Origin of the sequence: Streptomyces synnematoformans (assembly GCF_039531005.1) — a bacterium.
In the GTDB taxonomy this organism is placed as follows: Bacteria; Actinomycetota; Actinomycetes; order Streptomycetales; family Streptomycetaceae; genus Streptomyces; species Streptomyces synnematoformans.
Map to the genome: position 1 here is coordinate 1 of NZ_BAAAPF010000005.1, position 26,296 is coordinate 26,296.

At 70.8% G+C, this 26,296-nt stretch carries 21 protein-coding genes and 6 pseudogenes; 15 read left to right on the forward strand and 12 right to left on the reverse strand.

Features of this window, described 5'->3' with window-relative positions; genetic code table 11:
• The first annotated feature begins 90 nt into the window (after window positions 1-90).
• The 6 genes and pseudogenes from ABD317_RS02700 (at window position 91) to ABD317_RS02725 (ending at window position 6,791) form a co-directional block, all read left to right on the forward strand.
• Window positions 91-1,089: pseudogene (locus ABD317_RS02700) on the forward strand (ABC transporter ATP-binding protein).
• Window positions 1,086-1,895 carry an ABC transporter ATP-binding protein gene (locus tag ABD317_RS02705; protein ID WP_425582250.1) on the forward strand — a complete coding sequence of 270 codons (810 nt, stop codon included), beginning with the start codon at window positions 1,086-1,088 and terminating at the stop codon, window positions 1,893-1,895. The pseudogene ABD317_RS02700 and the gene ABD317_RS02705 overlap by 4 nt, the downstream one beginning before the upstream one ends.
• A gap of 241 nt (window positions 1,896-2,136) precedes the next feature.
• The gene (locus ABD317_RS02710) at window positions 2,137-4,704 is read left to right on the forward strand and encodes a DUF4118 domain-containing protein (RefSeq protein WP_344287427.1); all 2,568 of its coding nucleotides are present in this window, start codon (window positions 2,137-2,139) and stop codon (window positions 4,702-4,704) included.
• Between the two features lie 136 nt (window positions 4,705-4,840).
• Complete coding sequence (locus ABD317_RS02715) at window positions 4,841-5,524, forward strand: response regulator (protein WP_027752580.1); 684 nt, start codon at window positions 4,841-4,843, stop codon at window positions 5,522-5,524.
• Window positions 5,525-5,556: 32 nt separating this feature from the next.
• A complete protein-coding gene (locus ABD317_RS02720) occupies window positions 5,557-5,961 on the forward strand; it encodes an OB-fold nucleic acid binding domain-containing protein (RefSeq protein WP_344287431.1) in 405 nt (134 codons plus the stop codon).
• Window positions 5,958-6,791 (forward strand): DUF3159 domain-containing protein, encoded by an 834-nt coding sequence (locus ABD317_RS02725; protein ID WP_344287433.1) that lies wholly within the window; start codon window positions 5,958-5,960, stop codon window positions 6,789-6,791. The genes ABD317_RS02720 and ABD317_RS02725 overlap by 4 nt, the downstream gene beginning before the upstream one ends.
• A gap of 39 nt (window positions 6,792-6,830) precedes the next feature.
• Here the strand turns inward: ABD317_RS02725 and ABD317_RS02730 are convergent, their stop codons facing one another.
• Both ABD317_RS02730 and ABD317_RS02735 read right to left on the reverse strand, forming a co-directional pair.
• Window positions 6,831-7,499: a potassium channel family protein gene (locus ABD317_RS02730; protein ID WP_344287435.1), complete on the reverse strand. Its 669-nt coding sequence runs from the start codon at window positions 7,497-7,499 to the stop codon at window positions 6,831-6,833.
• A gap of 28 nt (window positions 7,500-7,527) precedes the next feature.
• Complete coding sequence (locus ABD317_RS02735) at window positions 7,528-8,199, reverse strand: NAD-binding protein (RefSeq protein WP_027752576.1); 672 nt, start codon at window positions 8,197-8,199, stop codon at window positions 7,528-7,530.
• A 203-nt stretch (window positions 8,200-8,402) separates the two neighbouring features.
• Here ABD317_RS02735 and ABD317_RS02740 point away from each other — a divergent pair, with 203 nt between their 5' ends.
• A complete protein-coding gene (locus ABD317_RS02740) occupies window positions 8,403-9,761 on the forward strand; it encodes a class I SAM-dependent RNA methyltransferase (protein WP_344287437.1) in 1,359 nt (452 codons plus the stop codon).
• Window positions 9,762-10,123: 362 nt separating this feature from the next.
• On the opposite strand, the gene ABD317_RS02745 is transcribed toward ABD317_RS02740, so the two are convergent.
• Both ABD317_RS02745 and ABD317_RS02750 read right to left on the reverse strand, forming a co-directional pair.
• On the reverse strand, window positions 10,124-10,699 hold the full coding sequence (locus tag ABD317_RS02745) for a transposase family protein (RefSeq protein WP_344287439.1): 576 nt from the start codon (window positions 10,697-10,699) through the stop codon (window positions 10,124-10,126).
• Window positions 10,696-10,995: a helix-turn-helix domain-containing protein gene (locus ABD317_RS02750; protein ID WP_344287441.1), complete on the reverse strand. Its 300-nt coding sequence runs from the start codon at window positions 10,993-10,995 to the stop codon at window positions 10,696-10,698. The genes ABD317_RS02745 and ABD317_RS02750 overlap by 4 nt, the downstream gene beginning before the upstream one ends.
• 349 nt (window positions 10,996-11,344) lie before the next feature.
• Between ABD317_RS02750 and ABD317_RS37695 the strand changes: the two are divergent.
• The 3 genes and pseudogenes from ABD317_RS37695 to ABD317_RS02760 form a co-directional block, all read left to right on the forward strand.
• Window positions 11,345-12,706: pseudogene (locus ABD317_RS37695) on the forward strand (right-handed parallel beta-helix repeat-containing protein); the annotation flags it as partial.
• A gap of 255 nt (window positions 12,707-12,961) precedes the next feature.
• Window positions 12,962-13,378 (forward strand): annotated as a pseudogene (locus ABD317_RS37700) (carbohydrate-binding protein); the annotation flags it as partial.
• A gap of 71 nt (window positions 13,379-13,449) precedes the next feature.
• On the forward strand, window positions 13,450-14,376 hold the full coding sequence (locus ABD317_RS02760; protein ID WP_344287445.1) for a phosphotransferase family protein: 927 nt from the start codon (window positions 13,450-13,452) through the stop codon (window positions 14,374-14,376).
• On the opposite strand, the gene ABD317_RS02765 is transcribed toward ABD317_RS02760, so the two are convergent.
• The 3 genes from ABD317_RS02765 to ABD317_RS02775 form a co-directional block, all read right to left on the reverse strand.
• Window positions 14,366-14,578: a hypothetical protein gene (locus ABD317_RS02765; RefSeq protein WP_344287447.1), complete on the reverse strand. Its 213-nt coding sequence runs from the start codon at window positions 14,576-14,578 to the stop codon at window positions 14,366-14,368. The two genes, ABD317_RS02760 and ABD317_RS02765, sit on opposite strands and share 11 nt — an antisense overlap.
• 221 nt (window positions 14,579-14,799) lie before the next feature.
• On the reverse strand, window positions 14,800-15,837 hold the full coding sequence (locus tag ABD317_RS02770; protein WP_344287449.1) for a LacI family DNA-binding transcriptional regulator: 1,038 nt from the start codon (window positions 15,835-15,837) through the stop codon (window positions 14,800-14,802).
• Window positions 15,838-16,028: 191 nt separating this feature from the next.
• Window positions 16,029-17,024: a LacI family DNA-binding transcriptional regulator gene (locus tag ABD317_RS02775; RefSeq protein ID WP_344287451.1), complete on the reverse strand. Its 996-nt coding sequence runs from the start codon at window positions 17,022-17,024 to the stop codon at window positions 16,029-16,031.
• A 269-nt stretch (window positions 17,025-17,293) separates the two neighbouring features.
• On the opposite strand from ABD317_RS02775, the gene ABD317_RS02780 reads away from it, so the two are divergent.
• Entirely contained in the window at window positions 17,294-17,926 is a 633-nt protein-coding gene (locus ABD317_RS02780) for a BNR-4 repeat-containing protein (protein WP_344287453.1), read from the forward strand.
• Window positions 17,927-18,059: 133 nt separating this feature from the next.
• Window positions 18,060-19,271, forward strand: a complete 1,212-nt coding sequence (locus tag ABD317_RS02785; protein ID WP_344287455.1) for a glycoside hydrolase family 5 protein — start codon at window positions 18,060-18,062, stop codon at window positions 19,269-19,271.
• Here the strand turns inward: ABD317_RS02785 and ABD317_RS02790 are convergent.
• From ABD317_RS02790 to ABD317_RS02810, 5 genes and pseudogenes are all read right to left on the reverse strand, one after another.
• A complete protein-coding gene (locus ABD317_RS02790; RefSeq protein ID WP_344287508.1) occupies window positions 19,246-19,812 on the reverse strand; it encodes a hypothetical protein in 567 nt (188 codons plus the stop codon). The two genes, ABD317_RS02785 and ABD317_RS02790, sit on opposite strands and share 26 nt — an antisense overlap.
• Window positions 19,787-20,035: pseudogene (locus ABD317_RS02795) on the reverse strand (transposase); the annotation flags it as partial. The gene ABD317_RS02790 and the pseudogene ABD317_RS02795, both read right to left, overlap by 26 nt.
• Window positions 20,036-20,491: 456 nt before the next feature.
• Complete coding sequence (locus ABD317_RS02800) at window positions 20,492-21,802, reverse strand: family 16 glycosylhydrolase (protein WP_344287457.1); 1,311 nt, start codon at window positions 21,800-21,802, stop codon at window positions 20,492-20,494.
• 391 nt (window positions 21,803-22,193) lie between these two features.
• A pseudogene (locus ABD317_RS02805) lies at window positions 22,194-22,436 on the reverse strand (IS1380 family transposase); the annotation flags it as partial.
• Between the two features lie 18 nt (window positions 22,437-22,454).
• Window positions 22,455-22,571 (reverse strand): annotated as a pseudogene (locus ABD317_RS02810) (IS5/IS1182 family transposase); the annotation flags it as partial.
• 307 nt (window positions 22,572-22,878) lie between these two features.
• Here ABD317_RS02810 and ABD317_RS02815 point away from each other — a divergent pair.
• From ABD317_RS02815 to ABD317_RS02825, 3 genes are all read left to right on the forward strand, one after another.
• The gene (locus tag ABD317_RS02815) at window positions 22,879-23,952 is read left to right on the forward strand and encodes a beta-propeller fold lactonase family protein (protein ID WP_344287459.1); all 1,074 of its coding nucleotides are present in this window, start codon (window positions 22,879-22,881) and stop codon (window positions 23,950-23,952) included.
• 646 nt (window positions 23,953-24,598) lie between these two features.
• Window positions 24,599-24,835: an MbtH family protein gene (locus ABD317_RS02820; protein WP_425582252.1), complete on the forward strand. Its 237-nt coding sequence runs from the start codon at window positions 24,599-24,601 to the stop codon at window positions 24,833-24,835.
• Window positions 24,836-25,005: 170 nt separating this feature from the next.
• Window positions 25,006-26,250, forward strand: coding sequence for a LuxR C-terminal-related transcriptional regulator (locus ABD317_RS02825; protein ID WP_344287461.1), 1,245 nt, complete (start codon window positions 25,006-25,008; stop codon window positions 26,248-26,250).
• Window positions 26,251-26,296: the final 46 nt, after the last annotated feature.

A 26,296-nucleotide genomic window follows, 5' to 3' on the forward strand; every position in this document is an offset into this window, starting at 1 on the left:
CCGCGTGCCCGCCCCCCCCACCCCCGCGCCGCCCCGCACCCGCCCCCGCCTCGTGTCCCGACCGCCCCGGACCCGGCCCAGGAGGTCCGCGTGACCGCACCCCGCACCCCGGCCCCCGCCCCCGATCTCGCCGAGTTGGAGCGCGGCGCCCGGCGGGCGCCCGCGCCCGGCGGCGACCGCCCCCTCGTCGACTGCGACAACCTCGTGCGCATCTTCCACGCCGAAGGCGTCTAGGTGCAGGCCCTCCAGGGCCTCGACCTCGCCGTCGCCGAGGGCGAGATGACCGCGCTCGTCGGCGCCTCCGGCTCCGGCAAGTCCACCCTGCTCGGCATCCTCGCCGGCCTCGACGTGCCCACCGCAGGGCGCGCCCGCGTCGCCGGGCACGACCTGCTCGCCATGGGCCGCCGCGAGCGCCTCGCGTACCGCCGCCGCACCGTCGGCTTCGTCTGGCAGCAGGCCGCCCGCAACCTGCTGCCGTACCTGACCGCCCTGGAGAACGTCGCGCTGCCCATGGCGTACGCCCGTACCCCCCGCCGCGAGCGGCCGGGCCGGGCCGCGGACCTCCTCGACGCGCTCGGCGTCGGCGACTGCGCGCACCGGCGTCCCGCGGAGCTGTCCGGCGGCGAGCAGCAGCGCGTCGCCGTCGCCGTCGCCGCCGCGAACCGGCCGCGGGTGCTGCTGGCCGACGAGCCGACCGGGGAGCTGGACACCGCGAGCGGCGAACAGGTCTTCGCGGCGCTGCGCCGGGCCAACGGGGAGCTGGGCGCCACCGTGCTCGTCGTCACCCACGACCCGCTGGTCTCCCGCCAGGTGCGCCGCACGGTGCAGATCCGCGACGGGCGCACCGCCGCCGAGACGCTGCGGGACGGGGAGCTGACGGCCGCCGAGTACGCCGTGCTCGACCGCGTCGGCAGGCTGCAGCTGCCGCGCGAGTACGTCGAGCGGTACGGTCTGCGGCGGCGGGTGCGGCTGACCGCGGAGCCTGACCACGTGGGGGTCTGGCGGGCCGGCGGGCAGCCCGGCGAAGCGCACGACGCGGGCCGGACGCACGACGCGGGTGAAGCGCACGACGAGGGGGAGGACGCATGAGCGAGGACACCGGCAGAGACGCCGCGGCGGTACGGGATCGGGGCGCGGCCGGCGACCGCGACGGCGACCGTCGCGGCGACCGCGCCATGGTCGTCGTCCGGGACCTGCACCGCACGTACGGCAGCGGCGCCACCGCCGTGCACGCCCTGCGCGGGGTGTCGCTGCGGGTGCCGCGCGGCGAGCTGGTGGCGCTGAAGGGCCGCTCGGGCTCCGGCAAGACCACGCTGCTGAACCTCGTCGCGGGGCTCGACGTCGCCGACTCCGGCGGTATCGAGCTGGACGGCGTCGCGCTGTCCGGGCTCGGCGAGGCGGAGCTGCTGCGGCTGCGGCGGGACCGGATCGGGCTGGTCTTCCAGTCGTTCGGGCTGATCCCGATCCTGTCCGCGGCCGAGAACGTCGGGGTGCCGATGCGGCTGCGCAAGGTGCCGCCGCGGGAGCGGGAGGAGCGGGTGGAGCTGCTGCTCGCGCTGGTCGGGCTGGCGGACCACGCCTCGCAGCGGCCCGGGGAGCTGTCCGGCGGGCAGCAGCAGCGGGTGGCCATCGCCCGGGCGCTGGCGAACAAGCCGGCGCTGATCATCGCGGACGAGCCGACGGGGCAGCTGGACGCGGAGACGGGGCACGCGGTGATGGAGCTGCTGCGGGCGGTGGTGCGCGGCGAGAACGTCACGGCGCTGGTGGCCACGCACGACGCGGCGCTGCTGGACGTCGCGGACCGGGTGCTGGAGCTGCGCGACGGGACGATCACCGACCACGCGGACGACGCGGGCACGGCCCCGGCGGCGTCCCCGCAACCGTCCGCCACCTGACCCGGTGACCCGGGCCGGCGGCCCGGGCCGGGGGCCGACCTCCCGGCGGCCGGCGCCCACCCGGCCCGTACCCCACCCGCACCCGCCCACCCCTCCGCCCGCACCCCCGCCCCCGGTCCCGGCCCCCCGTCAGGGATACGTCAAGGTCCGCCGCGCGCCCCCCGCGCCGGGCGCACGCCCCCGCCCCGCGGCCGTACGCTCGACGGTGCCACACGCACGGAAGCGGACGGACAATCGAGTCATGACACGGGGCAAGCTGCGGATCTACCTGGGCGCCGCGCCGGGCGTCGGCAAGACCTACGCGATGCTCTCCGAGGCGCACCGCCGGCTGGAGCGCGGCACGGACGTCGTCGTCGGCTTCGTCGAGCACCACGGCCGGCCGCGCACCGAGGTGCTGCTGCACGGCCTGGAGCAGATACCGCGCCGGGAGCTGGACTACCGCGGCACGCGGTTCACCGAGATGGACGTGGACGCCGTCCTCGCCCGCCGCCCCGCCGTCGTGCTCGTGGACGAGATGGCGCACTCCAACGTGCCCGGCTCCCGCAACGAGAAGCGCTGGCAGGACATCAAGGTGCTGCTGCACGCGGGCGTCGACGTCATCTCGACCGTCAACATCCAGCACCTGGAGTCGCTGGGGGACGTCGTGGAGAACATCACCGGCGTACGGCAGCGCGAGACCGTCCCGGACGCCGTGGTCCGCCGCGCCGACCAGATCGAGCTTGTCGACATGTCGCCCGAGGCGCTGCGCCGCCGCATGGCCCACGGCAACATCTACGACCCCGGCAGGATCGACGCCGCGCTGTCCAACTACTTCCGCCCCGGCAACCTCACCGCCCTGCGCGAGCTGGCCCTGCTGTGGGTCGCCGACCGCGTCGACGACTACCTGCGCGAGTACCGCACCGAACACCACATACGCGACACCTGGCAGGCCCGCGAGCGCATCGTGGTCGGCCTCAGCGGCGGCCCCGAGGGCCGTACCCTCATCCGCCGCGGCGCCCGGCTGGCGACCAAGGGCGCGGGCGGCGAGATCATGGCCGTCTACATCGCCCACAGCGACGGCCTCACCCCCCTCACCACCGCCTCCCCCGAGGAGCTGGCCGTCCAGCGCACCCTCGTCGAGGATCTGGGCGGTACGTTCCACCACGTCATCGGCGACGACGTGCCGGACGCCCTGCTGGAGTTCGCGCGGGGTGTCAACGCCACCCAGATCGTGCTGGGCTCCAGCCGCCGCAAGGCGTGGCAGTACGTCTTCGGCCCCGGGGTCGGCGCCACCGTGGCCCGCGAGTCCGGGCCGGACCTCGACGTGCACATCGTCACCCACGGCGAGGTCGCCAAGGGCCGCGGGCTGCCGCTGTCCCGCGGCGCGCGCCTCGGCCGCGGCCGTATCGCCGCCGGCTGGCTGTCAGGACTGACCGGGCCCGCGCTGCTCACCTGGGTGATGCTGCGGCTCGACCGGGGCCTCGGGCTGGCCAACGAGGTGCTGCTGTTCCTCTTCGCCACCGTGCTGGCGGCCCTCCTCGGCGGCACCCTGCCGGCGCTGGCGTCCGCCGCCGTCGGCTCGCTGCTGCTGAACTACTACCTCACCCCGCCGGTGGAGACCTTCACCATCGCCGACGTGCGTAACATCGTCGCCCTCGGCGTCTTCTTCGGGGTCGCCGTCGCGGTGGCGTCCGTCGTCGACCTCGCCGCCCGCCGCACCTCCCAGGCCGCCCGGCTGCGCGCCGAGTCCGAGGTGATGTCGCTGCTCGCGGGCAGCGTGCTGCGCGGCGAGGCGTCGCTCGAATCGCTGCTGGACCGGGTGCGCGAGACGTTCGGCATGGAGTCCGTGTCGCTCTTCGAGCGGCAGCGCGACGAGGACGGCTGGACGTGCGTGGGCTGCGTCGGCAGCGACGGCGACGCCGGCGGGACGGCCAACCCCGACGACGCCGACGCCGACATGCCCGTCGGCGACGGCATGGCGCTGGCGCTCACCGGCCGCAAGCTGCCCGCCGCCGACCGCCGCGTCCTCGGCGCGTTCGCCGCCCAGGCCGCCGTCGTACTGGAACGGCAGCGGCTGGCCGCCGAAGCCGTGGAGGCCCGCAAGCTGGCCGAGGGCAACCGCATCCGCACCGCGCTCCTCGCCGCGGTCAGCCACGACCTGCGCACCCCGCTCGCCGCCATCAAGGCCGCCGTCACCTCGCTGCGCTCCGACGACGTGGCCTGGTCCCCGGAGGACGAGGCGGAGCTGCTCGCCGCCATCGAGGACGGCGCCGACCGGCTGGACGCCCTCGTCGGCAACCTGCTCGACATGTCCCGGCTGCAGACCGGCACCGTCACGCCGCTGCCGCGCGAGGTGGACCTCGACGAGGTGGTGCCGAAGGCGCTGGCCGGGGTGCCGGAGGGCAGCGTGACGCTGCGGGTCCCCGAGACCACGCCGATGGTCACCGTCGACGCCGGGCTGCTGGAGCGCTCGGTGGCGAACGTCGTCGAGAACGCGGTCAAGTACAGTCCGCCCGGCACGCCCGTCCTGGTGCAGGCGAGCGCCCTCGGCGACCGGGTGGAGCTGCGCGTGGCCGACCGCGGGCCCGGCGTCCCCGACAGCGGCAAGGACCGCATCTTCGAGCCCTTCCAGCGCTACGGGGACGCGCCGCGCGGCGCCGGCGTGGGCCTCGGGCTCGCGGTCGCCCGCGGCTTCGCCGAGGCGCTGGGCGGCACCCTCATCGCCGAGGACACCCCGGGCGGCGGGCTGACCATGGTGCTCACGCTGCGGGCGGCGCCCGGCCGCGGCACACCGGCGCCGGCCGAGCTGCCGGCCCAGGCGACGACGTGACGCCGCAGACCCGGCCGCAGAGGCCGCCGGCCCGGCCGCGAGCGGCTGCCGTCCGGCCGCACGCGCCGCCGGGGCGCCCCCGGGTCCGTACCCCCGCACACCCCCGCTGGAACGACTGGAACGAAAGGCGGCAGCCATGCACCGGGTGCTCGTGGTCGACGACGAGCCGCAGATCGTGCGCGCCCTGGTCATCAACCTCAAGGCGCGCGCGTACGAGGTGGACGCCGCCCAGGACGGCGCCACCGCGCTCAAGCTCGCCGCCGACCGCCGCCCCGACGTGATCGTCCTGGACCTCGGCCTGCCCGACATGGACGGCGTCGACGTCATCCGCGGCATCCGCGGCTGGACCCGGGTGCCGATCCTGGTGCTCTCCGCCCGGCACAGCTCCGACGAGAAGGTCGAGGCCCTCGACGCGGGCGCCGACGACTACGTGACCAAGCCCTTCGGCATGGACGAGCTGCTCGCCCGGCTGCGCGCCGCCGTCCGGCGCGCCGAGCCGTCCGCGCCCGCCGGCGACCCGGCCGTGGTCACCACGGGCACCTTCACCGTCGACCTCGCCGCCAAGAAGGTCAACCGCGACGGCGCCGACGTACGCCTCACGCCCACCGAGTGGCACCTGCTCGAAGTGCTCGTACGCAACGCGGGCCGGCTGGTCAGCCAGAAGCAGCTCCTCCAAGAGGTCTGGGGCCCCTCGTACGGCACGGAGACCAACTACCTGCGGGTCTACATGGCCCAGCTGCGCCGCAAGCTGGAGGCCGACCCCGCCCACCCGCGCCACTTCGTCACCGAGCCGGGCATGGGCTACCGCTTCGAGCAGTGAAACGGACCGCCCCGGACGGGTACCCTGCGGACATGGACCCCGCCCGCAGCGCCGACCGACCCGCCGGCCCGCTTCGCCGGCTGCTGGGCCGCCTCACCGGCGCCGCAGAGCCGCCGGCGGAGGACAGCCTGCCGCCCGACGAGGACACCGCGGAGGTCACACCCATCCGGCAGTGCCACGACCGCGCCGTGGTCACCGTCACCGGCAGTCTCCGCACCGTCACGCTGCAGCCGCGCGCCGGCGTCCCCGCACTTCAGGCGGAGCTGTTCGACGGCACCGACTCGCTCGACCTGGTCTGGCTGGGCCGCCGCGCCATCACCGGCATCGAGCCGGGCCGCAGCCTGACCGCCTCCGGCCGCATCGCCATGAGCCGCGGCCGGCGGGTGCTCTTCAACCCCAAGTACGAACTGCGACCCCTCGGACAGGAGCAGCGGTGACGTCATTCGAGAAGCCGGCCGACGACCGCGCCGGCGGGCCCGGCACGACCGGCGCCGGCCCGCCCGGGGCCGCGGCCGCGCCCGCTGCCGGGTCCGCCCCCGGGGCCGATGCCGGCGGGGACGCCTCCGACGTACCGCAGGGCGACTCGCACGCCGTCACCCAGGCCGCGATGGCCGAGGCGTTCGGCGGCGTCCGCGGCATGGTCGAGACCACGGTCCCCGGGCTCGTCTTCGTGCTCGTCTACACCATCGGCTCGGAGGTCAGGCCGTCCGCGCTGGCCGCGCTCGCGGTCGCGCTGCTCCTGGGCTTCTCCCGGCTGGTCACCCGCGGCACCCTCAAGCACGCCTTCAGCGGCGTCTTCGGCGTGGCCATCGGCGTCGCCTTCGCGATGATGACCGGCAACGCCAAGGACTTCTACCTCCCCGGCCTGCTCTACGGCCTCGGCCTGGCCCTGGCGTACATCCTCAGCACGCTCGCGGGCATGCCGCTGATCGGGCTGATCCTCGGGCCGCTGTTCCGCGAGAACCTGTCCTGGCGCACCCGCAACCCCGGCCGCAAGAAGGCGTACTCGAAGGCCAGCTACGCCTGGGGCCTGATCTTCCTGACCAAGTCCGCGATCCTCTTCCCGCTGTACTTCTGGGCCGACCCCAAGGAGTTCGGCTGGGTGATCGTGGCGCTGAAGATCCCGCCGCTGCTGCTGGCGGTCACGCTCACGTACATCTTCCTCAAGCAGGCGCCGCCGCCGATCGACGTGATCGCGGAGATGGAGGCGGAGGAGAAGGCGGAGGAGGAGCGGAAGAAACAGCGCCAGGCGGCAGAGCGGGAGTAGCCCCCGCCCTTGCTCGTGCCCGGCCGCGCCGCCGCCGGGTCAGCCTTCGCGCCGTACGGAAAGCAGCTCCTCCAGCTGCTCCTCGCGGGACTGCGCGGCGACGAAGAGCAGCTCGTCGCCCGCCTCCAGGGTGTCGTCCGGCTTCGGGGTGAGGACCGTGCTGCCGCGGATGATGGTCACCAGCGTGGTGTCCGCGGGCCAGTCGACGTCGCCGACGGTGGTGCCCGTGAGCGCCGACTCCTCCGGCAGGGTCAGCTCGACGAGGTTCGCGTCGCCGTGGCTGAAGCGCAGTAGCCGGACCAGGTCGCCGACGCTGACCGCCTCCTCCACCAGCGCGGACATCAGCCGGGGCGTGGAGACGGCGACGTCCACGCCCCACGCCTCGTTGAAGAGCCACTCGTTCCGCGGGTTGTTGACCCGGGCGACCACGCGCGGCACGCCGTACTCGGTCTTGGCGAGCAGCGACACGACGAGGTTCACCTTGTCGTCGCCGGTGGCCGCGATGACCACGCTGCAGCGCTGCAGCGCGGCCTCGTCCAGCGAGGCGATCTCGCAGGCGTCGGCGAGCAGCCACTCCGCCCGCGGCACCCGCTCCACGGCGATGGCGGTGGGCGTCTTGTCGATGAGCAGGACCTCGTGCCCGTTGTCCAGCAGCTCACCCGCGATCGAGCGGCCGACCGCGCCCGCGCCTGCGATAGCCACCCTCACTGTGCCGCTCCGTTCGCGCGTGCGCCGCTCACCGTCGGGCCTCCGTGTCCGGACCCTTGGCGCAGGCCGCCTCCACCTGCTCCACCTCGTCGGTCCGCATGATCACATGCACCAGGTCGCCGTCCTGCAGCACCGTCTTCGCGGTGGGCAGCACCGCCTCGCCCTGCCGGGTGATGAACGCGACCCGTACACCCGTCTCCTCCTGCAGCTCGGCCACCCGGTGCCCGATCCACGCCGCCGAGGTGTGCACCTCGGCCAGCTCGACCCGGCCGCTCGGGTCCCGCCACAGCGGCTCCGCCCCCGCGGGCAGCAGCCGGCGCAGCATCTGGTCGGCGGTCCAGCGGACGGTGGCGACCGTGGGGATGCCGAGCCGCTGGTAGACCTCGGCGCGGCGGGGGTCGTAGATACGGGCCGCGACGTTCTCGACGCCGAACATCTCGCGGGCGACGCGGGCGGCGATGATGTTCGAGTTGTCGCCGGAGCTGACCGCGGCGAAGGCCCCGGCCTCCTCGATCCCCGCGTCCTTGAGCGTGTCCTGGTCGAAGCCGATGCCGGTGATCCGGCGCCCGCCGAAGCCGGAGCCGAGCCGCCGGAAGGCGGTGGGATCACGGTCGATCACCGACACCGTGTGCCCCTGCTGCTCCAGCGTGCGCGCCAGGGTGGACCCCACCCGGCCGCACCCCATGATCACGATGTGCACGCGGCGTCCTTCCGCCATGTCGGCCGTTTCCGTTCAAGCTACACACCCTCCGGGCCCGCGGGCACCCCGGGTGGCGCCGCCCGGCGGGTGCGGGGAGCCGGGAGGCGCCCGTACGGTACGGGCACGGCGCGGCGCCTAGACTGGCGCCCGGCCGCAGTCCCGGCCGCCCCCTCCCGACCGCCGCTGCCCCAGGAGTCCGACCCGTGCCCGAAGAACCGCAGGCGCCCGCCACGTCCCCGAGCGCCGTGGGGGAGGAGTACGAGGTCGAGGTCGGCCCGGTGGCGCACGGCGGGCACTGCGTCGCCCGTACGGCCGAGGGCCAGGTGCTCTTCGTACGCCACACGCTGCCCGGCGAGCGGGTCGTCGCCCGCGTCACCGAGGGGCACGCCGGCGCACGCTTCCTGCGCGCGGACGCCGTACGGGTGCTGGAGCCCGCGAAGGACCGCATCGAGGCGCCCTGCCCCTACGCCGGCCCCGGCAGGTGCGGCGGCTGCGACTTCCAGCACGTCGCCCCGGGCGCGCAGCGGCGGCTGAAGGCCGACGTGCTCGCCGAGCAGCTGGACCGGCTCGCGGGGCTCACCGCCGAGGACGCGGGGTGGGACGGCACGGTGGAGCCGGTGCCGGGCGACAAGGTGCCGAAGGGCGAGGTGCCGGCGTGGCGGACCCGGGTGCACTACGCGATCGACCCCGACGGCCGGGCCGGCCTGCGCAGGCACCGCTCCCACGAGGTGCAGCCCGTCGACCGCTGCCTCATCGCGGCCCCCGAGGTCGAGGAGCTCGGCGTGCCGAGCCGGAGGTGGCCGCAGCTGGCCGCGGTCGAGGCCATCGCCGCCACCGGCTCCGGCGACCGCCAGGTCGTCCTCACCCCCCGCCCGGGCGGCCGGCTCCCCCTGGTCGAACTGGACCGCCCCGTCTCCGTCCTCCGCGCCGAGCCCGCCCGCACCCCCGGCGCCCCCGCCGCCGTCCACCGCGTCCACGGCCGCGACTTCGTCCGCGAACGCGCCGCGGGCCGCACCTGGCGCGTCGGCGCGGGCGGCTTCTGGCAGGTCCACCCGAAGGGCGCGGACCTGCTCGTCGAAACCGTGATGACGGGCCTGATGCCGAAGAAGGGCGACATGGCCCTCGACCTCTACTGCGGCGTCGGCCTCTTCGCCGGCGCCCTCGCCGAGCGCGTCGGCCCCAAGGGCGCGGTCCTCGGCGTCGAGTCGGGCAAACGCGCCGCCGCCGACGCCCGCCACAACCTCGCCGACCTCGACCGCGTCCGCATCGAACAGGGCAAGGTCGCCCGCGTCCTCCCCCGCACCGGCATCACCGAAGCGGACCTCGTGGTCCTGGACCCACCCCGCACCGGCGCCGGCCGCGAGGTGGTCACCCACATCACCACCCTCGCCCCCCGCCGCATCGCCTACGTCGCCTGCGACCCGGCGGCCCTGGCCCGGGACCTGACGTACTTCGCCACCGCGGGCTACACCCCGAAGTGGCTCCGCGCCTTCGACCTCTTCCCGATGACCCACCACATGGAGTGTGTGGCGATCCTCGTAAGGGCCGAAAGGGCCGCCTGACCTGCGGTTTTCGCGATGCGCATGATGTGCGTTGTGTGCGGTATGGGCGATATCTTGACGCTGAAATGACGCTCTCCGAGGTATCTTGACGCTCGTTGATCTTGCTCTGAGTGCCCCGATGAACTGGGCTGGTGGGCGCGGATCCTCCTGGTCCGGCGGGCCGGTAGCCGCCGAGGGCCTCACGGCGTGCGGCGTCGGCACGGCGTTTGAGACAGTGAGTGCCCACTGCCGGGCGCGACGTCGAGCAGGCGCTCGTCCGAGGTCGCGAGCCCTCCAGGACTCTTAATGGGTTTGGTCAAGCCGCCTAACGAGCTCGTGCATGGTTGGAGGTGACACGTCGACGGGTGCAGACTGCCCGGCGTTCACACTTGTTCATTGGTCGTGAGGGTGACCGACCGCTGGTGAGAGAGCAGTGCGGCGACCGCTTGGATGATGTCGCTCATGTGCTCGCGTCGACCGTGGTGGCGGGTGAGAGCTCGCCAGTTCTTGAGATGGGCGATGCCGTGCTCGACATGGATACGGCGCGAGGAATGGGCCTTGCGCCGTTGCTCGTGGATCTCCTCGTACCAGTCCGGGGCGTTCTTCTTGAACTTGCGGTGTGGCGGCGTCACCGCGCGTCCGCCGGTCCGGGCACCCAGGCCCTGGTAGCCGGCATCCGCAAGGATCTCCACCACAGGAGCGCCGGACAGGACTCTGACCAGCCCTAACTTGCGAGCATGCGTGATGTCCGCACAACTCGCGGGCTCAGCCGGGCTGCAGTACGGCAGGCGGCCGTCCGCGTCCGTGAAAACCATGGACTTGACAGCGTTCTGCTTGTTCTTGCCCGAGATGAACTTGTCCCGGTCCTTGCGTCCGGTTGGTCGATCACCTCGGCGAGCCTGCGGAGCCGAAGGCCGGGAGCGATGGTGCAGCCCTGCTGGGCCAGGAGCGGCCGTCATTCACCGATCGCACGCGTGATGGTGGCGCGGTCCACACCGAACCAGCAGGCCAGCACGTCGTGGGTGACGCCGTGGCGGAGGTGAACCAACGTGGCCAGGAGCCGGTCGACGAACACGAGCTTGTGCTTGGCCCCGGCGCCGACAGCCCTCCGCCGCGGAGGCGAAGCGAGTGCCGCCTGATGTCGTTCGTGCCACAACGGGCCGACCTCCGCGATGAGTTCGGCGATCACCTCTGAACTCAGGCCGGTGACCTGCTGACTGCGAATAACCGCTGCACGCATCGGGTTCCCCACCACGCAAACCATGATCCGCGATCAAGGTCTCGACGTGCCACCTCCAACCATGCACGAGCTCGTGAGCGGTCCGTACTCGGCCAGCGTGACAGGTGATCCGAGGCACCCATGACACTCGAATCCGCACAGAGACGAACAGCGGATGCCGACATAATCCTTGACGACCCATCAGCGGAGTATCTAGTCTCACTCTTCTGGGAGCGTTCCCACAGGCTGAGCGAACTGCCGTGTTCACGCCGCCTCTCCGGACGACCGGCGGGCGTTCACTTCCCTCCCCCACACGGAGGTCATGGTGCCCCACTCGAACCGGCGCTCCTGTGCGGCGCCCCGCTTCGCGTCTCTTCCCCGCTTCATGGCCTGGGCCGCGGTCGCCATTCTCGCGGCCGGCACTGTCGTCGGGGTTGCGGCTCCCGCCCAGGCGGTCAACACGACGTACTACGTGGACTCCGCCAGTGGCGCAGACTCCAACACCGGCCTTGACCAGTCCCATCCGTGGAAGAGTCTCAGCAAGGTCAATGCGACGACCTTCGGCGCAGGCGACCGCATCCTGCTCAAGGCCGGTGGCGTGTGGACCGGGCAGCTGTGGCCAAAGGGCTCCGGGGCAGCGGGTTCGCCCATCGTGATCGACTCCTACGGCAGCGGTGCCAAGCCCCGGATCAACGGCGCCGGCACGGTCGCCGACGCGGTACGCCTGTTCAACCAGCAGTACTGGACGATCCGCAACCTCGAGGTGACCAATACCGCCCCGCCGACCGGCACCCCCGGGGCCAATCTGGGCGACTTCCGCGGCATTCACGTCGGCGGCAACAACAGCCAGACCCTCGATGGGTTCGTCATTGACGCCGTCAACGTTCACGACGTCACCGGCCAGGTGAACTGGATCGGCGGCGACACGGCCGGCAACAAGCCGGGCATCACTTTCCGGACCGGTTGGGACGCGTCGAAGAAGACCGGAGGGATCGTCTTCGACACCACCGTGCCGAACATCGCCGCGCCGCCGAGCACGCCGACCATCCTCAACGACGTAGTGATCCAAAACTCGAGGATCTCCAACACGTCGTTCGCCGGAATCTCCGTCAAGCAGTACACGGGTTCGAGTCCGGGCGCGGTCGGGACCGGATGGGGCACCCGCGCCAGCGCCACGGACACGAAGTTCAAACCCCACACCAACTTCACGATCCGGGACAACTACATCACCCAGGCCGGCACGGCGTACGGCTGTAACGGCATCTACTTCACCGACGTGCGCGGTGGCACGATCGAACGCAACGTCGTGGACAAGACCGGCACCTCCGGCATCGAGACGTACTTCGCCGACGACGTCACGATCCAGTCCAACGAGGTCTTCGGCACCTCGAAGAAGGCGGGCGGGGCCGACTCCAACGGCATCGACGCCGACAAGGGCACCACCGGCCAGGTCGTGCAATACAACTACGTGCACGGCAACGGCGACGGCATCCTGCTGTGCCAGTTCTCCTTCGGCGACGTCGTGCTGCGCTACAACGTCATCACCAGCAACACCCGCTACCAGATCTACCTGCACTCCGACGCCGCCGCCAGGGCGCAGATCTACAACAACACCCTCTACAACGACGCCAGCAACTATCTGATCTACGGCTACGGCAAGTACCTGGACTCCAGGTATGCCATCAGCAACAACATCCTCTACTCGACCAGGGCGAACGCCACCCTCTCGACCAGCTCCACCGTCACCTACAGGAACAACCTCTACGGTGGAGCGACCCTGCCTGTCCCCGGCGGAGACTCCGGGGCCGTCGTGGCGAATCCGCAGTTCGTGTCCGCCCCGATCGACGCGCCCTCGGGCACGCCCGACACCGGTCCCGCTCTGGCCGCCGCGTACGAGCTCAAAGTCGCCGCGGGCTCCCCGGCGGTCAACCGTGGCGTGAGCATCGCCGGCAACGGCGGCCGTGACTACGAGGGGAACGCGCTCTACACCGGCGCTCCGGACATCGGCGCCTTCGAGCAGCCGAACGGCGGTGGCTCGACTACTCGTTATGAGGCGGAGACCTCGCCGGCGGTGTGCACGGGCACGATTGATGCCAACTGGTCGGGCTATTCCGGCAGCGGGTTCTGCAACGGCGACAACGCTGCCGGTGCGTACGCACAGTTCACGGTCAATGCGAGCACGGCGGGGACGGCGACGGTGAGCGTGCGATTCGCCAACGGGACCACGACCGACCGGCACGCTGACCTGGTGGTGAACGGCTCGACGGTGCAGACGGTGTCATTTCCGGGTACCGGGGCGTGGAGCACGTGGGGCATCAAGACGGCAACCATCTCGCTCGCTGCGGGCAGTAACACGATCCGGCTCAACCCGACCACGACCGGCGGCCTGGCCAACATCGACTACCTCGACGTCACGACGCCCTAGCTAGTGCTCTGACCGGGAAGGTTCACCGGGTTGGAGTCTCGAACCCAGGGATCTAGTCTCGGTGGGTGCGCAGTCCGACCCAACCCGCGTTGTCGCGCGCCGACGTCGAGTCGGTGCTGGCCGACGGCCTGGGTGCCGTCAGCATCGTCAATGCTGCCGAGCTGAGCGGCGGCACTTTCGCCACCGTTTGGCGGGCGGCGCTCGCCGACGGCCGGGAGGTCGTGGTCAAGGTGGGGCCGCCGTCGGCGGCTGGCCTGCTCGCATACGAGAGGGGGTTGATCCCGGCCGAGGCGGAGTATTTCCGCCTGGTGCGCGATCGCGCACCAGGCGTTCCGGTGCCGTCGGTCCTGGCCGTCTGCGACGACTGGATCATTACGACGCTGATGCCGGGCCGCCCGCTCGCCGACGAGGATGCGCCGCGTGCCCGCATCGAGTTGGGCGCGGCGGTCGCCGCCGTGCATGAGATCTCCGGCCCACACTTCGGCTACACCGGCGACCGGCCGTCCGGACAGGACTGGCCGACCGCCTTTGCCGCCATCGTCGCGGCGCTGCGGGCCGACGCCGCGGAGTGGAACGTGCCGTTGCCGCCGCTGGAGGGGGTGGTCGAGCGGCATCACGACGTGCTGGCCATGGTGACCCGTCCGGCCCTGCTGCACTTCGACCTGTGGGACGGCAACGTGCTGGTGTCCCCGTCGGGCGGGCTCGCCGGCCTGGTCGACGGTGAGCGCTACCTTTACGGGGATCCACTGCTGGATCTGGTGTCACCGGCGCTGTTCCGGCGGATCGAGGACGAGCCGGAGCACCCGTTCCTGCGCGGTTACCGCCCGGAGCCGTTCGACGCGGCCGCCCGGATCCGGCTGTCGCTCTACCGGCTTCACCTCTACGTCCTGATGATCGCCGAGGGCCCGAGCCGGGGCATCCAGCGCACCGACGGCCGCCACGACTACCTGACCGGCCTCTTGAACGCGGAGCTTGCCCTGCTCACCTCATGAGCGCGGGGAGCACCCCACCGAGGAGCCGGCCGAGGGGACCGTGCAGGGACCAACCCCGCGAGAGCGGAGGTGAGTCGTCGTTGACCCTGAGCACTGCGTTGCCGGCGTGGGCGTCCTGCCGCAGCCGCACCTCGCGCCACCAGTTCTGGGAGCGTTCGAGGATCAGCCATGAGCCGTCGTAGTACTCCGGCCACTTCGTCATGGAGTCGGACTCCGGATCGAAGCGGTACACCGGGCCGGTGATCGGCTCCTGCGGAGAGCCGGTCTCCGGCAGCCCGAAGCGCTCCGGGTGTTCGCCGGTGCGTTTGTGCCGGACGTCTGTCGGAAGCTGTGCGAAGTCGCAGGCTGATGCGCTGATTTTCGAGAACTTCCGAGCGGTTTGCCGCTGCGGTGCGCTCGGCACGGCGGGGTAACGCCGGCCGCTCAGCCGACGTCGCGAAGCCGGAGGCTCTGCCGGACCACGAGTGTCCCGGCCACCCGGAGTGGCTCCGGCTCCTCGCCGTCCGTGTCGAGGGCCCGGCGGATCGCCTCGGCGCCGACCCACTGGAAGGGCAGGGCGAGCGTGGTGAGACGGGGGGTGACGTCGGCCGCCAGCGGGATGTCGTCGAAGCCGACCACCGACATCTGCTCGGGCACCGGCACATCGGCGGCGTTCAGCGCCGCCAGCGCCCCGATCGCGATGAGATCGTTGATAGCCATGATCACGTCCACGACCGTGCCGTCGGCGAGCAAGGAGCGTGCGGCGTGGTGGCCGCCGCTGCGGCTGAGCTCGCAGGGCAGGACGCGGACGTCGGTGACCGGGGCGGGGCAGTCGGCGAGCCCTTCGAGGAACCCGGCTACCCGCTCGTCGGCGTTGAAGTGCCCGCGTGGCCCGCCGAGGACGGCGACGCGACGATGTCCCTGCTCGGCGACCAGGCGGCCGAGGGTTCGCGCACCGCCCCGATTGTCGAAGCCGATCCAGGGGAACGGCAGATCGGTCTCGCCGACGACGACCACGCGGCCGCCGTCGTCGGCGTACGACCGCAAGGCGTCCAGCAGTCGGCCGCCCAGCGCCGCGGCGTCGATGCGCCCGGAGGTGAGCACGAGCGCCCGGGGACGTACGGCCCGGGCCACCTCGATCGCCCGGAGCTGGCCCGCCACCGAGCCGCCGGTCGAGGAGACCGTGACGAAGGCGTCGGCCGCGGAAGCGGCCCGCTCCATCGCGGCGATCAGCAACGCGATGGTCGGCGTCGTCATGTCGTCGGCGAGCAGGCAGACGGCATCGCTGCCGCGCCGCATCGCGCGGGCGGCCGCGTCGGGCACGTAGTGCAGTTCGGACGCGGCGGCGAGCACACGCTCCCGGTAGTCCTGGCCGACCGGACGGGCGCTGCCGCCGAGCACGCGCGAGGCGGTCGCCACCGACACACCCGCCCGCCGGGCCACGTCCTGCAGCGTGATCGTCGGGCGCGCACCGTGGGGCATCGGCTGCTCCTCTCCGGTCACCTCGGACCAGCGCGGTGACCTTACCCGACGGCCCGCAGCGGCGTCGCCCGGCCGTCGGCCTTCCCGTCCGCCGGCGACGGGCGGTGCGTCCGAGGCGTGTCGGCCCCTGGCACCGCGCCTGCCGCAGCGGGCGACCAGTCGCGGTCGCCTACGAGGCAGGGCACGTCGAGCTACGGGCGCCGCGGGGTGCTGTCGCGGATGACGACCTCGGTCGCGACCGTCTCGGTCTGTGAGCCTGCCCGGTCGCCGAGGGCGAGACGCACCGCGCGAGCTCCCATCTCGACGAGGGGGGCCGCCACCGTCGTCAGCATCGGCATGACATCCACGGCCATGGGGATGTCGTCGAATCCGGCGACTCCGAGGTCGCGCCCCGGCGCCAGCCCTGAGTCCCGGAGCGCCGACATGGCGCCAACGGCCATCACGTCGCTGACGGCGACAACGGCGTCGATCCCGCCAAGCCCCCGCTCCACCAGAGACAACGCTGCCTGATAACCGCCGTCGCGCGTGAACGGCGCCTCGATGACGTCCCGCTTCGCGAGTACGATCCCGTCGGCCGCCGCGCCGCGCACGAGCCCGTCCGCGCGGTCCCGCGAGGTCCGCAGCTTGTCGGGTCCGCGGATCACCGCCAGTCGCCGGTAGCCGCGGCCGGCCAGAGCGGTCGTCAGCCGCTGTCCTGACTCCCCGTTGGCCAGCGAGATCGTCGGGAAGGGCAGGTCGGGCTGGCTGATCAGCACCGCCCGCCCGCCCGCGCCCTCGAACAGCCGCAGTTCCTCGGCGAGGGCGTCACGGTGCGGGCAGTCGGTGAGGCGGCTGCCGGCCACCACGATCGCCCGGGGCCGCTGCCCGCGCAGCTTCCGGACGAGCTCCACCTCGCGTTCCGGATCGCCGCCCGAGACGGCCATCGTGAGGGAGAGCCCGGCGTCGTCGGCGGCCCGCCTGGCACCCGCGGCGAGGGACGAGAAGTACGGATCGGCCACATCGCTGACGACCAGCGCCACCGCCATGGTGGAGCCGTGCGCGACCGCCCGGGCGGGGAAGTTCGGGGTGTAGTTCAGCTTCCCCGCCGCCGCCAGCACGCGGTCGCGCGCGCCCTCGTTGACCTTCCTGCTGCCGGGATGGATGGCCCGCGAGGCGGTGGCGTAGGAGACCCCGGCCTCCCGTGCCACGTCGTGCAGCGTGACGCGCCGTCCCCCGGTGGGGCCTGCCCGTCTGGGACCGGGCGGGTTCTGGTACACGCACGGAATCGTCTCACGTCGCGCTGCCGATGGTCAGGGACGAACGCCAGGTCACCGGCCCTTCCATCCCTTCGCCGGGGCTTCCGCGGCAGCTCTCCCGGCGACCCACACGCTGGCTCCCAGCGGTGCGTGGTGCCGGTTGAGAGACCCGCGGGCGGTGCATCACCGCGGCCGGTACCGGCTACACCTACCCCAACCCGGTGGAGCTCTCCGCGGAGAACAACAAGCCGTACCTGTTCTGGCGGGGCGGGAACTACAACCCGAACTGGTCGACCACGACCGGCGGCGACCAGTGGACCGACGCAGCCACTCTCGCCTCGGTTCCCGGCCAGCGGCCCTACGTGAAGGTGGCGTCGAACGACGCCGGCTCGGGCGGCGGGAAGTCATGGATTCACGACATCGCCGTCGACAGCCAGGGCCTACCCGTCATGACCTTCGCGCGGTTCCCCACGGACACAGACCACCGGTACCACTACGCGAAGTGGAACGGCACCGCTTGGGAGGACCGGGAGCTGACCGCCGCCGGCGGGACGATCGCCGAGAAGCCCGGTGAGATCAACTACTCCGGTGGCATCACGCTCGATCACACCAACCCGTCCGTAGTCCTCCTCTCCCGCCGGATCGGGTCCGTCAACGAGATCGAGCGCTGGACGACGACGAGCGGCGGAACGACGTGGGAGAGGGAGGCCGTCACCGCGGACTCCACGGTCACTCAGGTCCGGCCCATCGCCCCACGTGGCCTGGGCTCCGGGGAACGGCTGGGCATCCTGTGGATGGCAGGGCGCTATCCGAGCTACACCGAGTATCAGACGCACATCCAGGCGACCTCGTAGCCGGCGGTCGCCTGCTGTTGTCATGGACGTGACGCGATTCTATTCTCTCCGGAAGAAATGGGCGAGGATCGTCGAATATTCGATCGAAGCGCTTCGATGATAATTCGACGAGCACTGGAGAGAGGAAACGTCAATGGCTGCAAGAACAATGAAGGTCAAGGCCGTCCTCGTTGCCGTCTTACTGGCGGTGGCCGCGTTCATGGGCGGCGGCTCGGCGAAGCAGGCAGCTGCCGGCACAGCGGCTCCGTCGGACGCTTCGCAGATCGTTGCCGATATGGGCGCGGGCTGGAATCTGGGGAACCAGCTCGAAGCCAACGCCAACGGGTATCCCAGTGAAACGGCATGGGGCAATCCGAGGATAACCCAGGCCCTGATCGACAAGGTGCAGGCGGAAGGATTCAAAACCATCCGGATCCCGGTCTCCTACCTGCGCAACATAGGGCCTGGCCCAGATTATGCGATCGACTCATCCTGGCTGAACAGAGTCCAGGAAGTCGTCGACTACGCCTACAACCGAGGCATGTACGTGGTGATCAACATGCACGGTGACGGCTTCAAGACGATCGACGGTTCCTGGCTGATCTGTGACTCGTCCTCCCAAACGGAAATCAAGGACAAGTACCAGAAGGTATGGCAACAGATCGCGTCGAGGTTCCAGAGCTACGACGAGCACCTGATCCTGGAATCCATGAACGAAGAGTTCGACGGCCAGTACGGCCAACCGACTCAACCGTGCTACTCGAACATAAACGACTACAACCAGATCTTCGTGGACACGGTGCGGCAGGCCGGCGGTAACAACAGCTCACGGTGGCTGCTCATCCCCGGCTGGAACACGAACATCGACTACACCGCGGGCGACTACGGCTTCGCCCTGCCGACCGACGAGTATCGGTCCCCCTCCATCCCCGGCGATGAGCACCGGATCATGATCTCCGTGCACTACTACGATCCGTGGGACTTCACCGGAGAGGAAAGCGGAACCATCACGCAGTGGGGCCCGGCCGCGACCGATCCGTCAAAGACGTCCACCTGGGGGCAGGAGGACTTTCTGGACGGGCAGTTGAAGAAGATGTACGACAGGTTCGTCACGAAGGGATATCCGGTAGTCGTCGGCGAATACGGAGCGATCGACAAGTCGTCGTTCGACTCGGCGAGCAACACATACCGTGCTGACTTTGCGCGGACCCTGGCGGCCACAGCCAAGAAATACGGAGCAGTCAGCATCTACTGGGACAACGGTTTCAACGGACAGTACGGGTTCGGTCTGTTCGACCGAAACTCTCACGCCGTGACCCAACCGGGCATCATCAGCGCCATCATGAGCGGCGTCGGCGGCGGTTGACAGCACTCCGGGCCTGCCGTCCTGAACGGATGAGATCAAAAACCCGGCGACAGTTCTTCCCGGGACAGCGAAGGCGGCCGTTCTTCACGCTTCGAGGTGTCGAGCAACGAAGCACCGAGGAACGGCCGCCGAAGACGATGAGCAGGGATCCAGCGAGCGCGTCCAGGACGCGGCGGGCCGGAGAGTGGTTGAACAGCGCGCGGGCCTTGTCGATCACGATGCTGTAGAAGGCCGGCCAGGCGAAGGTCAACAGGCAGAAGACAAGCCCGAGCGCCAGCATCGCGGCAAGGACGCCACGGCCCTCGGGGGCGCCTCGCCGCCTCGCCATGCGGATCTGCGCGATCTCCAGCCAGACGCGGTTCTGGGCGGTGTGCTTGAGGGGCAGATTCCGCAGGCCGGTCGACCGGGCGGCCCGGATCCGGTCCTCCGTGCGGACCCGCAGCCGGTGACGGAGCTCGAGTTCGGCGATCGGCTGGCCGGTGGTGCTGGTGGCAAAGCAGATGAGTCGTTGCGACGCGGATCGCCCGAAGGGCGGTGTCACAGTCCCCGCCCATCGCGACTGCCAACGCGAGGTCCAGGAGGATCTTCCCGGGATCATGGACGGCCCGCGGCTTCCGCCAGGGCGCCAGCGCCGCGGATACCGCCTGGTCCAGGCCCGTCTTGCGGACCGTCTCCGTCAGCGGAACCGCACCGGCCTGCGAGACCACCTGCCGACCGTTTCCCTGGACACGGACACGCGGGCACGACGAGATAAGCTCGCTCACCTGGAGAGTGCTCTTTCCCTTGCAGCCAACAGGACCCTCAGCAAGTCCTACCGTTGCAGGTCAAGGGCACTTTCCGCGTTCCTGATCAACTCCTGGACAATCCACTTCGTGAAAACGCGAGGTTAGGGCATGTCCAGGGCGGTGGTGGCATCCCTGGTCTCGGCGCCGTCGACGACGGTACTCACCGAGTACGCGGCGCCGGCGGGGGCGCCCTCGTCGAGGCCGGCACATCGACGAGGGCGTGAGTCAGCGACGCTTCCGTCACTCCCACCCCATCGACACGCCGATGCTCTCCTCTTCCTTCACCGAATGGGCCCGCGGGGGCGCCGTGGAAGCCCTCAGAGCCTTCGTCGTCGAGGGACGCTGAGGGGGGCTCCTGGCCGAGACGGATCCCTGGAGCGGTTCGCCACGATCCCGGGGGACGGGGACACGTGAGGGACGTACTCGGTCGGCATGCTACTGGCGTTCGAAGGCCCAGACCGTGCCGGCGTCGGTGGACCCCGTGTTCCACCCCAGCTCGCCGGCCGAGGTCCCATACAGGTAAGACCTGTCGGAACGGTTGTTGTCGAGCCGGAACCCTCCCGACGCCGACTCCAGCGTCCACTGCGAATCGGGCCCGACGTAGCCGTCATTCCAGATCACCACACCGTCCGGCTCCGAATCGAGGTAGTTCCGCCCCGTCCGCGCGTTCCGGAACGACCAGACACCATCCGACTGCTGCACGGCGACCCAGTCCTGATCGTCGTACGAGGTGGCATCACCCAAGACCACGCGGTCATCCGCCTCCGAGTCCAGATACCCACCCGTCGCCACATTCCGGATCTTGTACGTGGCGCCATCGACAAGGTCACCGGTGTCGGCCTTCTTGTAGGCACGGAAGTAGTCGACGACGAATTCCTTGGGCTCCGGATCGTTGGGATTCACCGTGCCGTTCCATCCCGCGTTCTCGTACATGCTGAGCAGGAACGCCATCGGGTACGCCGGCGAGGCGTTGATCGTGTCCTTCAGCTCATTGTCGACATAGAGCTTGATCTGGGTCGGAGTCCACTCGAGAGCGTAGATGTGGAAATCCGTCGTCAGGTCGAACCCGGGGTAGATCGTGTGTTGGACTTCCGGGAGGCTGTCGTCAGACCACTTGTGCAGGCTGTAGTAGAAGCTCTCGAGGCCATGCCTGCCCGGCGCGTGCTCCTCGATGTCGATCTCTGAGCGCTCGCTTGAGGTGTCCTGTCGCCCGACCGTCCAGAACGCGGTGTGAGTTCCGTACCTCGCACTGGACTTGGCACGAATTTCGAAGTACCCGTACTGGGGCGTATACTTCATGATGGTGGGGATCGAGTGATCGTAGCGATCACCCTTGTGCAGGCCGGTCCTTTGCCCCGTCTGGATGCTCGAGACCTTCATCGGGTTGTCATTGTAGTAGGTCGGCTGATCGTCATCGATCTTCAGTACGAGGGCGTTGTCCCTGAAGGTGTAACGCGCCTCGGCCCGCCACTTCGGCGTTCTGGATTCGAGGTAGTTCGTGATCCACAGGTTGGTGTCGAGGCTGCCATCGAACTCGTCGTGCCGGTCGAGATCCCAACCGGGCTTCTCCAGCGGGTTCGGTGGGACGTCAGCCGCATCGGCCGACTGCGCGGCCGTCTCGGCCGGTTGCGTTGCCGCCCCGCCCAGTTGCGCGGTGGCAACGCTGAAGATCAGAACAGCGGCAAGCAGCGCCAAGGTTCGACGTACTCCTGCCAGTCGATGGATGCCCGGCTTCGCACTCGTCACGATCGCGACCTCCGTTGGCCTTCACCCGACCGCGCGCAGTGGTCTCTGGCGTGGCGCTTGCTGCGGCAGCCGCGTGGCGTCGGGGAGCAGACGGTGTCTCTGCGTGTGAGGGATCTGTCGTCCGGCAACACCGGAAAACGTATTCCGCATCGTCCTGCCGTGTGACAGCCATGTCAAGAGTCCACATCGGACGTGCCGTCGACCGCCTCCAGGCGGAGTGGCCGGCCAGCCACGCGGTCATCGAGGCACACCGGCGCGCCAGACCGACCCACCGGGATCGGCGGGCCGCAAGGGCGACGGCGAGCAGAACTTCCGGCGCCTGCTGCGCGGCCGCGGGCGACTACTCCGCACGGCGCTCTGCCCGCACCGGCCGCGACCGGCACCGGATCGGGTGGGCCAGGACCCGCACGACGTCCATGTCCACGACCAACTCGCCACCCGCGTCCGGTGCCGCGTCGCCAGCCAACTTCCATGCCCGCTCACGGACTTCATTCCGTACCGTCACATGGCCGGCAGTGCCCGGGAGCCCGCCCCGGCCAGGGCGTCGGCGAGCCGGGAGACGGCAGGGCCGGATGCGACCCGGGCCGAACACAGTGGGCTCGGCCCGCAGCATCGCCACGTCGGGCAGACAGTCCCGGCACCGGGCCTGCGGCCGAGGGGCGCAGCGTACGCGGCCGCCCAGGGAGGACAGGGTGCGCTCGATCACCCAGCGGTGCCGGCTGAGCCGGCCGGAGGGCTCCTTGCCGCGCCGGGCGATGCCCCGCTTACGGGACGCCGGGACTGGCGGCGGTCGCCGAGCGGAACTCATCCCGCGGGGGTTGTCCGGGTTCGCAAGGCCACCGGAGGGGCTCATCTGGTGCGGCTTTGGCGTGTGTTCACTTGTGCGGGGCCCCCTCCCCGGGAGTGGCGCTACGTTGTGTGCCGTCGGTCAGGTGGTGCGAGGGAGGCCAGCGACTGTGTTCGGGATCGCCCGGGGAGCGAAGGCTGATGAGCGTTGTGCTGACGTCGGTGCCGCGTTGGCTGGACGGGGTGCTCCCCGGCGGGTGACGAGATCGGCTCCGGTTGCTGTCCTGGTCATGGCCGTGATTGCTGCGGGGTGCGCATCAGATGGAGAGGGGCAGAGCGGCGACGGCTCGACATCTGAGCGTGGGCGCGAGGATGCCGGCTCGTCCCTCACCGTGATCGACACCGTTGACGTCGGCGGCGGCCCCCTTTCCGTAGCGGTCGACCCGGATGGTCGGTACGCCTACACGGCTGATGAGAAGGGCGTCTCGGTGGTCGATCTCGACCGTGGTGAGATGGTCGGCACGATCCCGATGGCTGTCGGGCCCAAGGAGATCCGGTTGAGCCCGGACGGTCACCAAGCTTTTGTTGCGAGCGGCTTCATCGCGGGTGCCGTGTCGTTCATCGACACCGCCCGGAGGAGGGTGACCGGCAGCGTTGCCGTCGACGGCGGGCCTCTCTACTCGCTGGCCGTCTCTCCCGACGGCCGTCAGGTCTATGCCGCCAACCGGGGAGGCGGGGTGGCGGTCATCGATACGAAAGCGCGGGAAGTGGAGACCAGGGCTTCGCTGCCGGATGCAGATCGTGGTGACGTGGTTCTCTCCCGCGACGGCCGTCGTGCTTACATCGCCAATTCCGCTCTCGGCCCGGGCGGAACAGCCAGCAAGACCGGGAACTCCGTCTCCGTGTTCGACACGGCGAAGGGCACCGTGGCCGCACGCGTCCCCGTCGACAGGGAGATGCCGTCCGACGTGGCGATCGCACCTGATGGCTGTTGCCTCTACGTCGCCCACTTTCCCAGCATGCCGCCTCCCACGGGATTTCCCGAGGGCTCTTCGGACTATGCCGCGGAGCAGGGCGCGTCCAATGCGTTGTCAGTGATCGACGCCGAAACCCGAACGGTGAGCGACACCATCCCGGTCGAGGGGAGGAGTACCGCGTTGGCCGTGGCTCCCGATGGCCGGCGTGTCTACGTGGGCAACGAGTCCGGCGCGGTCCAGGTGATCGACACCGGGAGTGGCGACGTGGCCACGACGTTCGACGTCGGTGACGACGTCAGCGGCATAGCGATCGCGCCCGATGGCCGTCATGCGTATGTCACGGAATCGCAGAGGGGCAAGCTCCACGTGATCGAACTGGCCACATAGCGGGGGCGGAGGCAACCTCGTCCACGCCGACCCGTTCGGGCGCGTACCCACCACTCCCACTTCACCCGACGGCAGTCGGACGGCGGGCCGGCAGAGGGTGGGGGGATCCGCTCCCGACGCGCGCGGGCGGCGTGGGCCGTGCGCGTGGCTCAGGCCCCGATGCCGGCAGGAGCCGGTCGGGTGGCGGTGGGTGTACCGTCTTGCGGTGCTTCCGCGTGCGGCTTCGTCGCGTCTCCACCATGACGCCCGTTTGACGCTCCGCGTCTTCGGAAGATGGCCGCTGACGTGCATGCTCTGGCGACCTCGCCCGGGTCGGTACCTTCCCGGCGGCCCGCCGCACGGAGTGCGTGGCGATGCCCCTGCGGGCCGGCGCGGCCGGCTGGGCTGCCGTGTCGTGAAACGGGTCGAAACGCATCCCACCGCGCTTGATTCGCCTAACTAACAGGAAATCGCCCGGCGAGAACGGCACGGCGAGGACTTCCCAGGGGTATTGCGGCGTTGCCTGAGGCCGCTTGGCATCTTCTTGCTACCCGTTTCCCGGGTGAATTCGTGTGAGATACATCTCCCGGACGGGAGTCCGACGCGTTAAAGTGGGCGCGCAGTGCCCGCCGGTGGCCGGTCGAGCAAGTCGTGCCCGGTGCCGGTGCTGTCCGTTCGTCAACTCAAGTTAACGGGGGAAACGTTGAGCGAGTCCAGTGCATATGTGGTCGTCGTGAACGGCGAGGAGCAGTACTCCATTTGGCTGGCCGGGCGGGACATACCCGACGGTTGGAAGTCGGTGGGAATGGCGGGTTCCAAGGATGAGTGCCTGGCATACATCGACACGGTATGGACGGATATGCGGCCGCTGAGCCTGCGGCAGGCGATGGCCGCAGACGACTAATTGTGGATGTCATTCCACCGGCGCGTGCCGCGTTCGACGCACTTGCGGCAGGCGTGAATACCGTATTGGCGAGAAATCCGAGGCTGGCGGTCGACTGGTGCCGGGCTGCCCTGGGGCTGCTGTCCGCCGTTCCGGACGGCGGACGGCAGCGGGCCGACCTGCTGTTGTCCATGGCGCGTGCGTACGCGCGCGTCGGTGAGCTGACACAGTGCCGTGCGGCTCTTGCGCAGTGGAGCGCGCTCGTCGGGCCGGACCAGGAGCTGGACCAGGCCGCCGACATCCTGGCGATCCTCTCACTCGCGGACGGCCGCTTCACCCACGCGCGCGTGATCCTGCGGGGAGCCGTGGGCCGTTCGGCCGCCGTGAACACCGGGAGTCTCCGGCTGGAGCTGGCGGCAACGGCCCTCTGGGATACCCGGTGGTCCTGGTCGGACGCCGCGCTGGCGGTGATCACGGAGGAGCAGCGCCTGCAGCGGGCGCACGCGTGGGTGCTGCTCGCCGTCGAGGCGCTCGACCGGGAGGAGGTCGATCACGCGCTGCGGCTGGTGAAGGACTCGGCGGATCTCGTCGACTCGCGGACCGACGAGGAACTGATCGAGCGTCCGGCCCTCATGTCCGACCTCGGGTGGGCCGAGACGCACCTCGGCCAGAGCGAGCGGGCCCGCCGGCGGTTCGAGCGGGGACTGCTGGTGTGCGAGGCGAGCGGCCAGTATCTGCCCGTCGCCCCGCTGCAGTCGGGACTCGCGGAGCTGGCGCTGCGGCAGGGAGCGCTGTCGGCCGCGACCGACAGGGCGGAGCGGGCGGTGGCGGTCGCGCGCTCCCTCGACCATCACGACCACTGGGCCATGGCCCTCGTCGTGCGGGCCGATGTCGCCCTCGCCGCGGGCCGCCACGATCGGGCGCTGGCCGACGCCGCGTGCGCGATGCGCGTCGTCGACCTGGACAGCCCGCAGTGGCGGCGGGCTCGTCTGGCCTGGGCCACCGCGGTCCTGGCGGCCGGCGACAGCAGGGCCTGTGTCCGTGCGGTACTGGATGTCGCGGGCGACGAACTCGGCGAACTCCCGGTGTGGGAGCGCCGGCGGGCGGCGCAGCTGCTCGGCCGGGCCGAGCGTGCCGCCGGACGGGTGCAGCACGCCGTCCGCTGGGAACGGGCCCGGGCCCGGTACGAGGCGCTGCTGGACATCCCCGAGAAGAGTGCCGCGGGGCCGGTGCTGGTGAGCCGGCGCGAGTTCGAGATCGCGCATCTGGTCAGCGAGGGCCGGACCAACCGGCAGATCGCCAGGCTGCTGGAGGTGAGCCACAAGACGGTGGAAACGCATCTCGCCCGCATCTTCGCCAAGTCCGGTGTCTCCAGCAGGGCCGAGCTGGCCGGCCTGACCGTCGCCAACCGGGTGGTCGCCCGCCCCCGCCCCTGACGGCGGGGCGGGCGCCCGCCCCGCCCTCCCGCGTACGAGCGCCCCG

Excerpts from the sequence above, each read along its gene's own strand:
- ABD317_RS02815 (WP_344287459.1), top strand. The coding sequence starts at position 22,879 with ATGGCCGTGATTGCTGCGGGGTGCGCATCAGATGGAGAGGGGCAGAGC.
- ABD317_RS02715 (WP_027752580.1), top strand. The coding sequence starts at position 4,841 with ATGCACCGGGTGCTCGTGGTCGACGACGAGCCGCAGATCGTGCGCGCC.
- ABD317_RS02770 (WP_344287449.1), bottom strand. The coding sequence starts at position 15,837 with ATGCCCCACGGTGCGCGCCCGACGATCACGCTGCAGGACGTGGCCCGG.
- ABD317_RS02785 (WP_344287455.1), top strand. The coding sequence starts at position 18,060 with ATGGCTGCAAGAACAATGAAGGTCAAGGCCGTCCTCGTTGCCGTCTTA.
- ABD317_RS02720 (WP_344287431.1), top strand. The coding sequence starts at position 5,557 with ATGGACCCCGCCCGCAGCGCCGACCGACCCGCCGGCCCGCTTCGCCGG.
- ABD317_RS02710 (WP_344287427.1), top strand. The coding sequence starts at position 2,137 with ATGACACGGGGCAAGCTGCGGATCTACCTGGGCGCCGCGCCGGGCGTC.
- ABD317_RS02705 (WP_425582250.1), top strand. The coding sequence starts at position 1,086 with ATGAGCGAGGACACCGGCAGAGACGCCGCGGCGGTACGGGATCGGGGC.
- ABD317_RS02765 (WP_344287447.1), bottom strand. The coding sequence starts at position 14,578 with ATGACGAAGTGGCCGGAGTACTACGACGGCTCATGGCTGATCCTCGAA.
- ABD317_RS02745 (WP_344287439.1), bottom strand. The coding sequence starts at position 10,699 with ATGACGGCCGCTCCTGGCCCAGCAGGGCTGCACCATCGCTCCCGGCCT.
- ABD317_RS02825 (WP_344287461.1), top strand. The coding sequence starts at position 25,006 with ATGGCGCGTGCGTACGCGCGCGTCGGTGAGCTGACACAGTGCCGTGCG.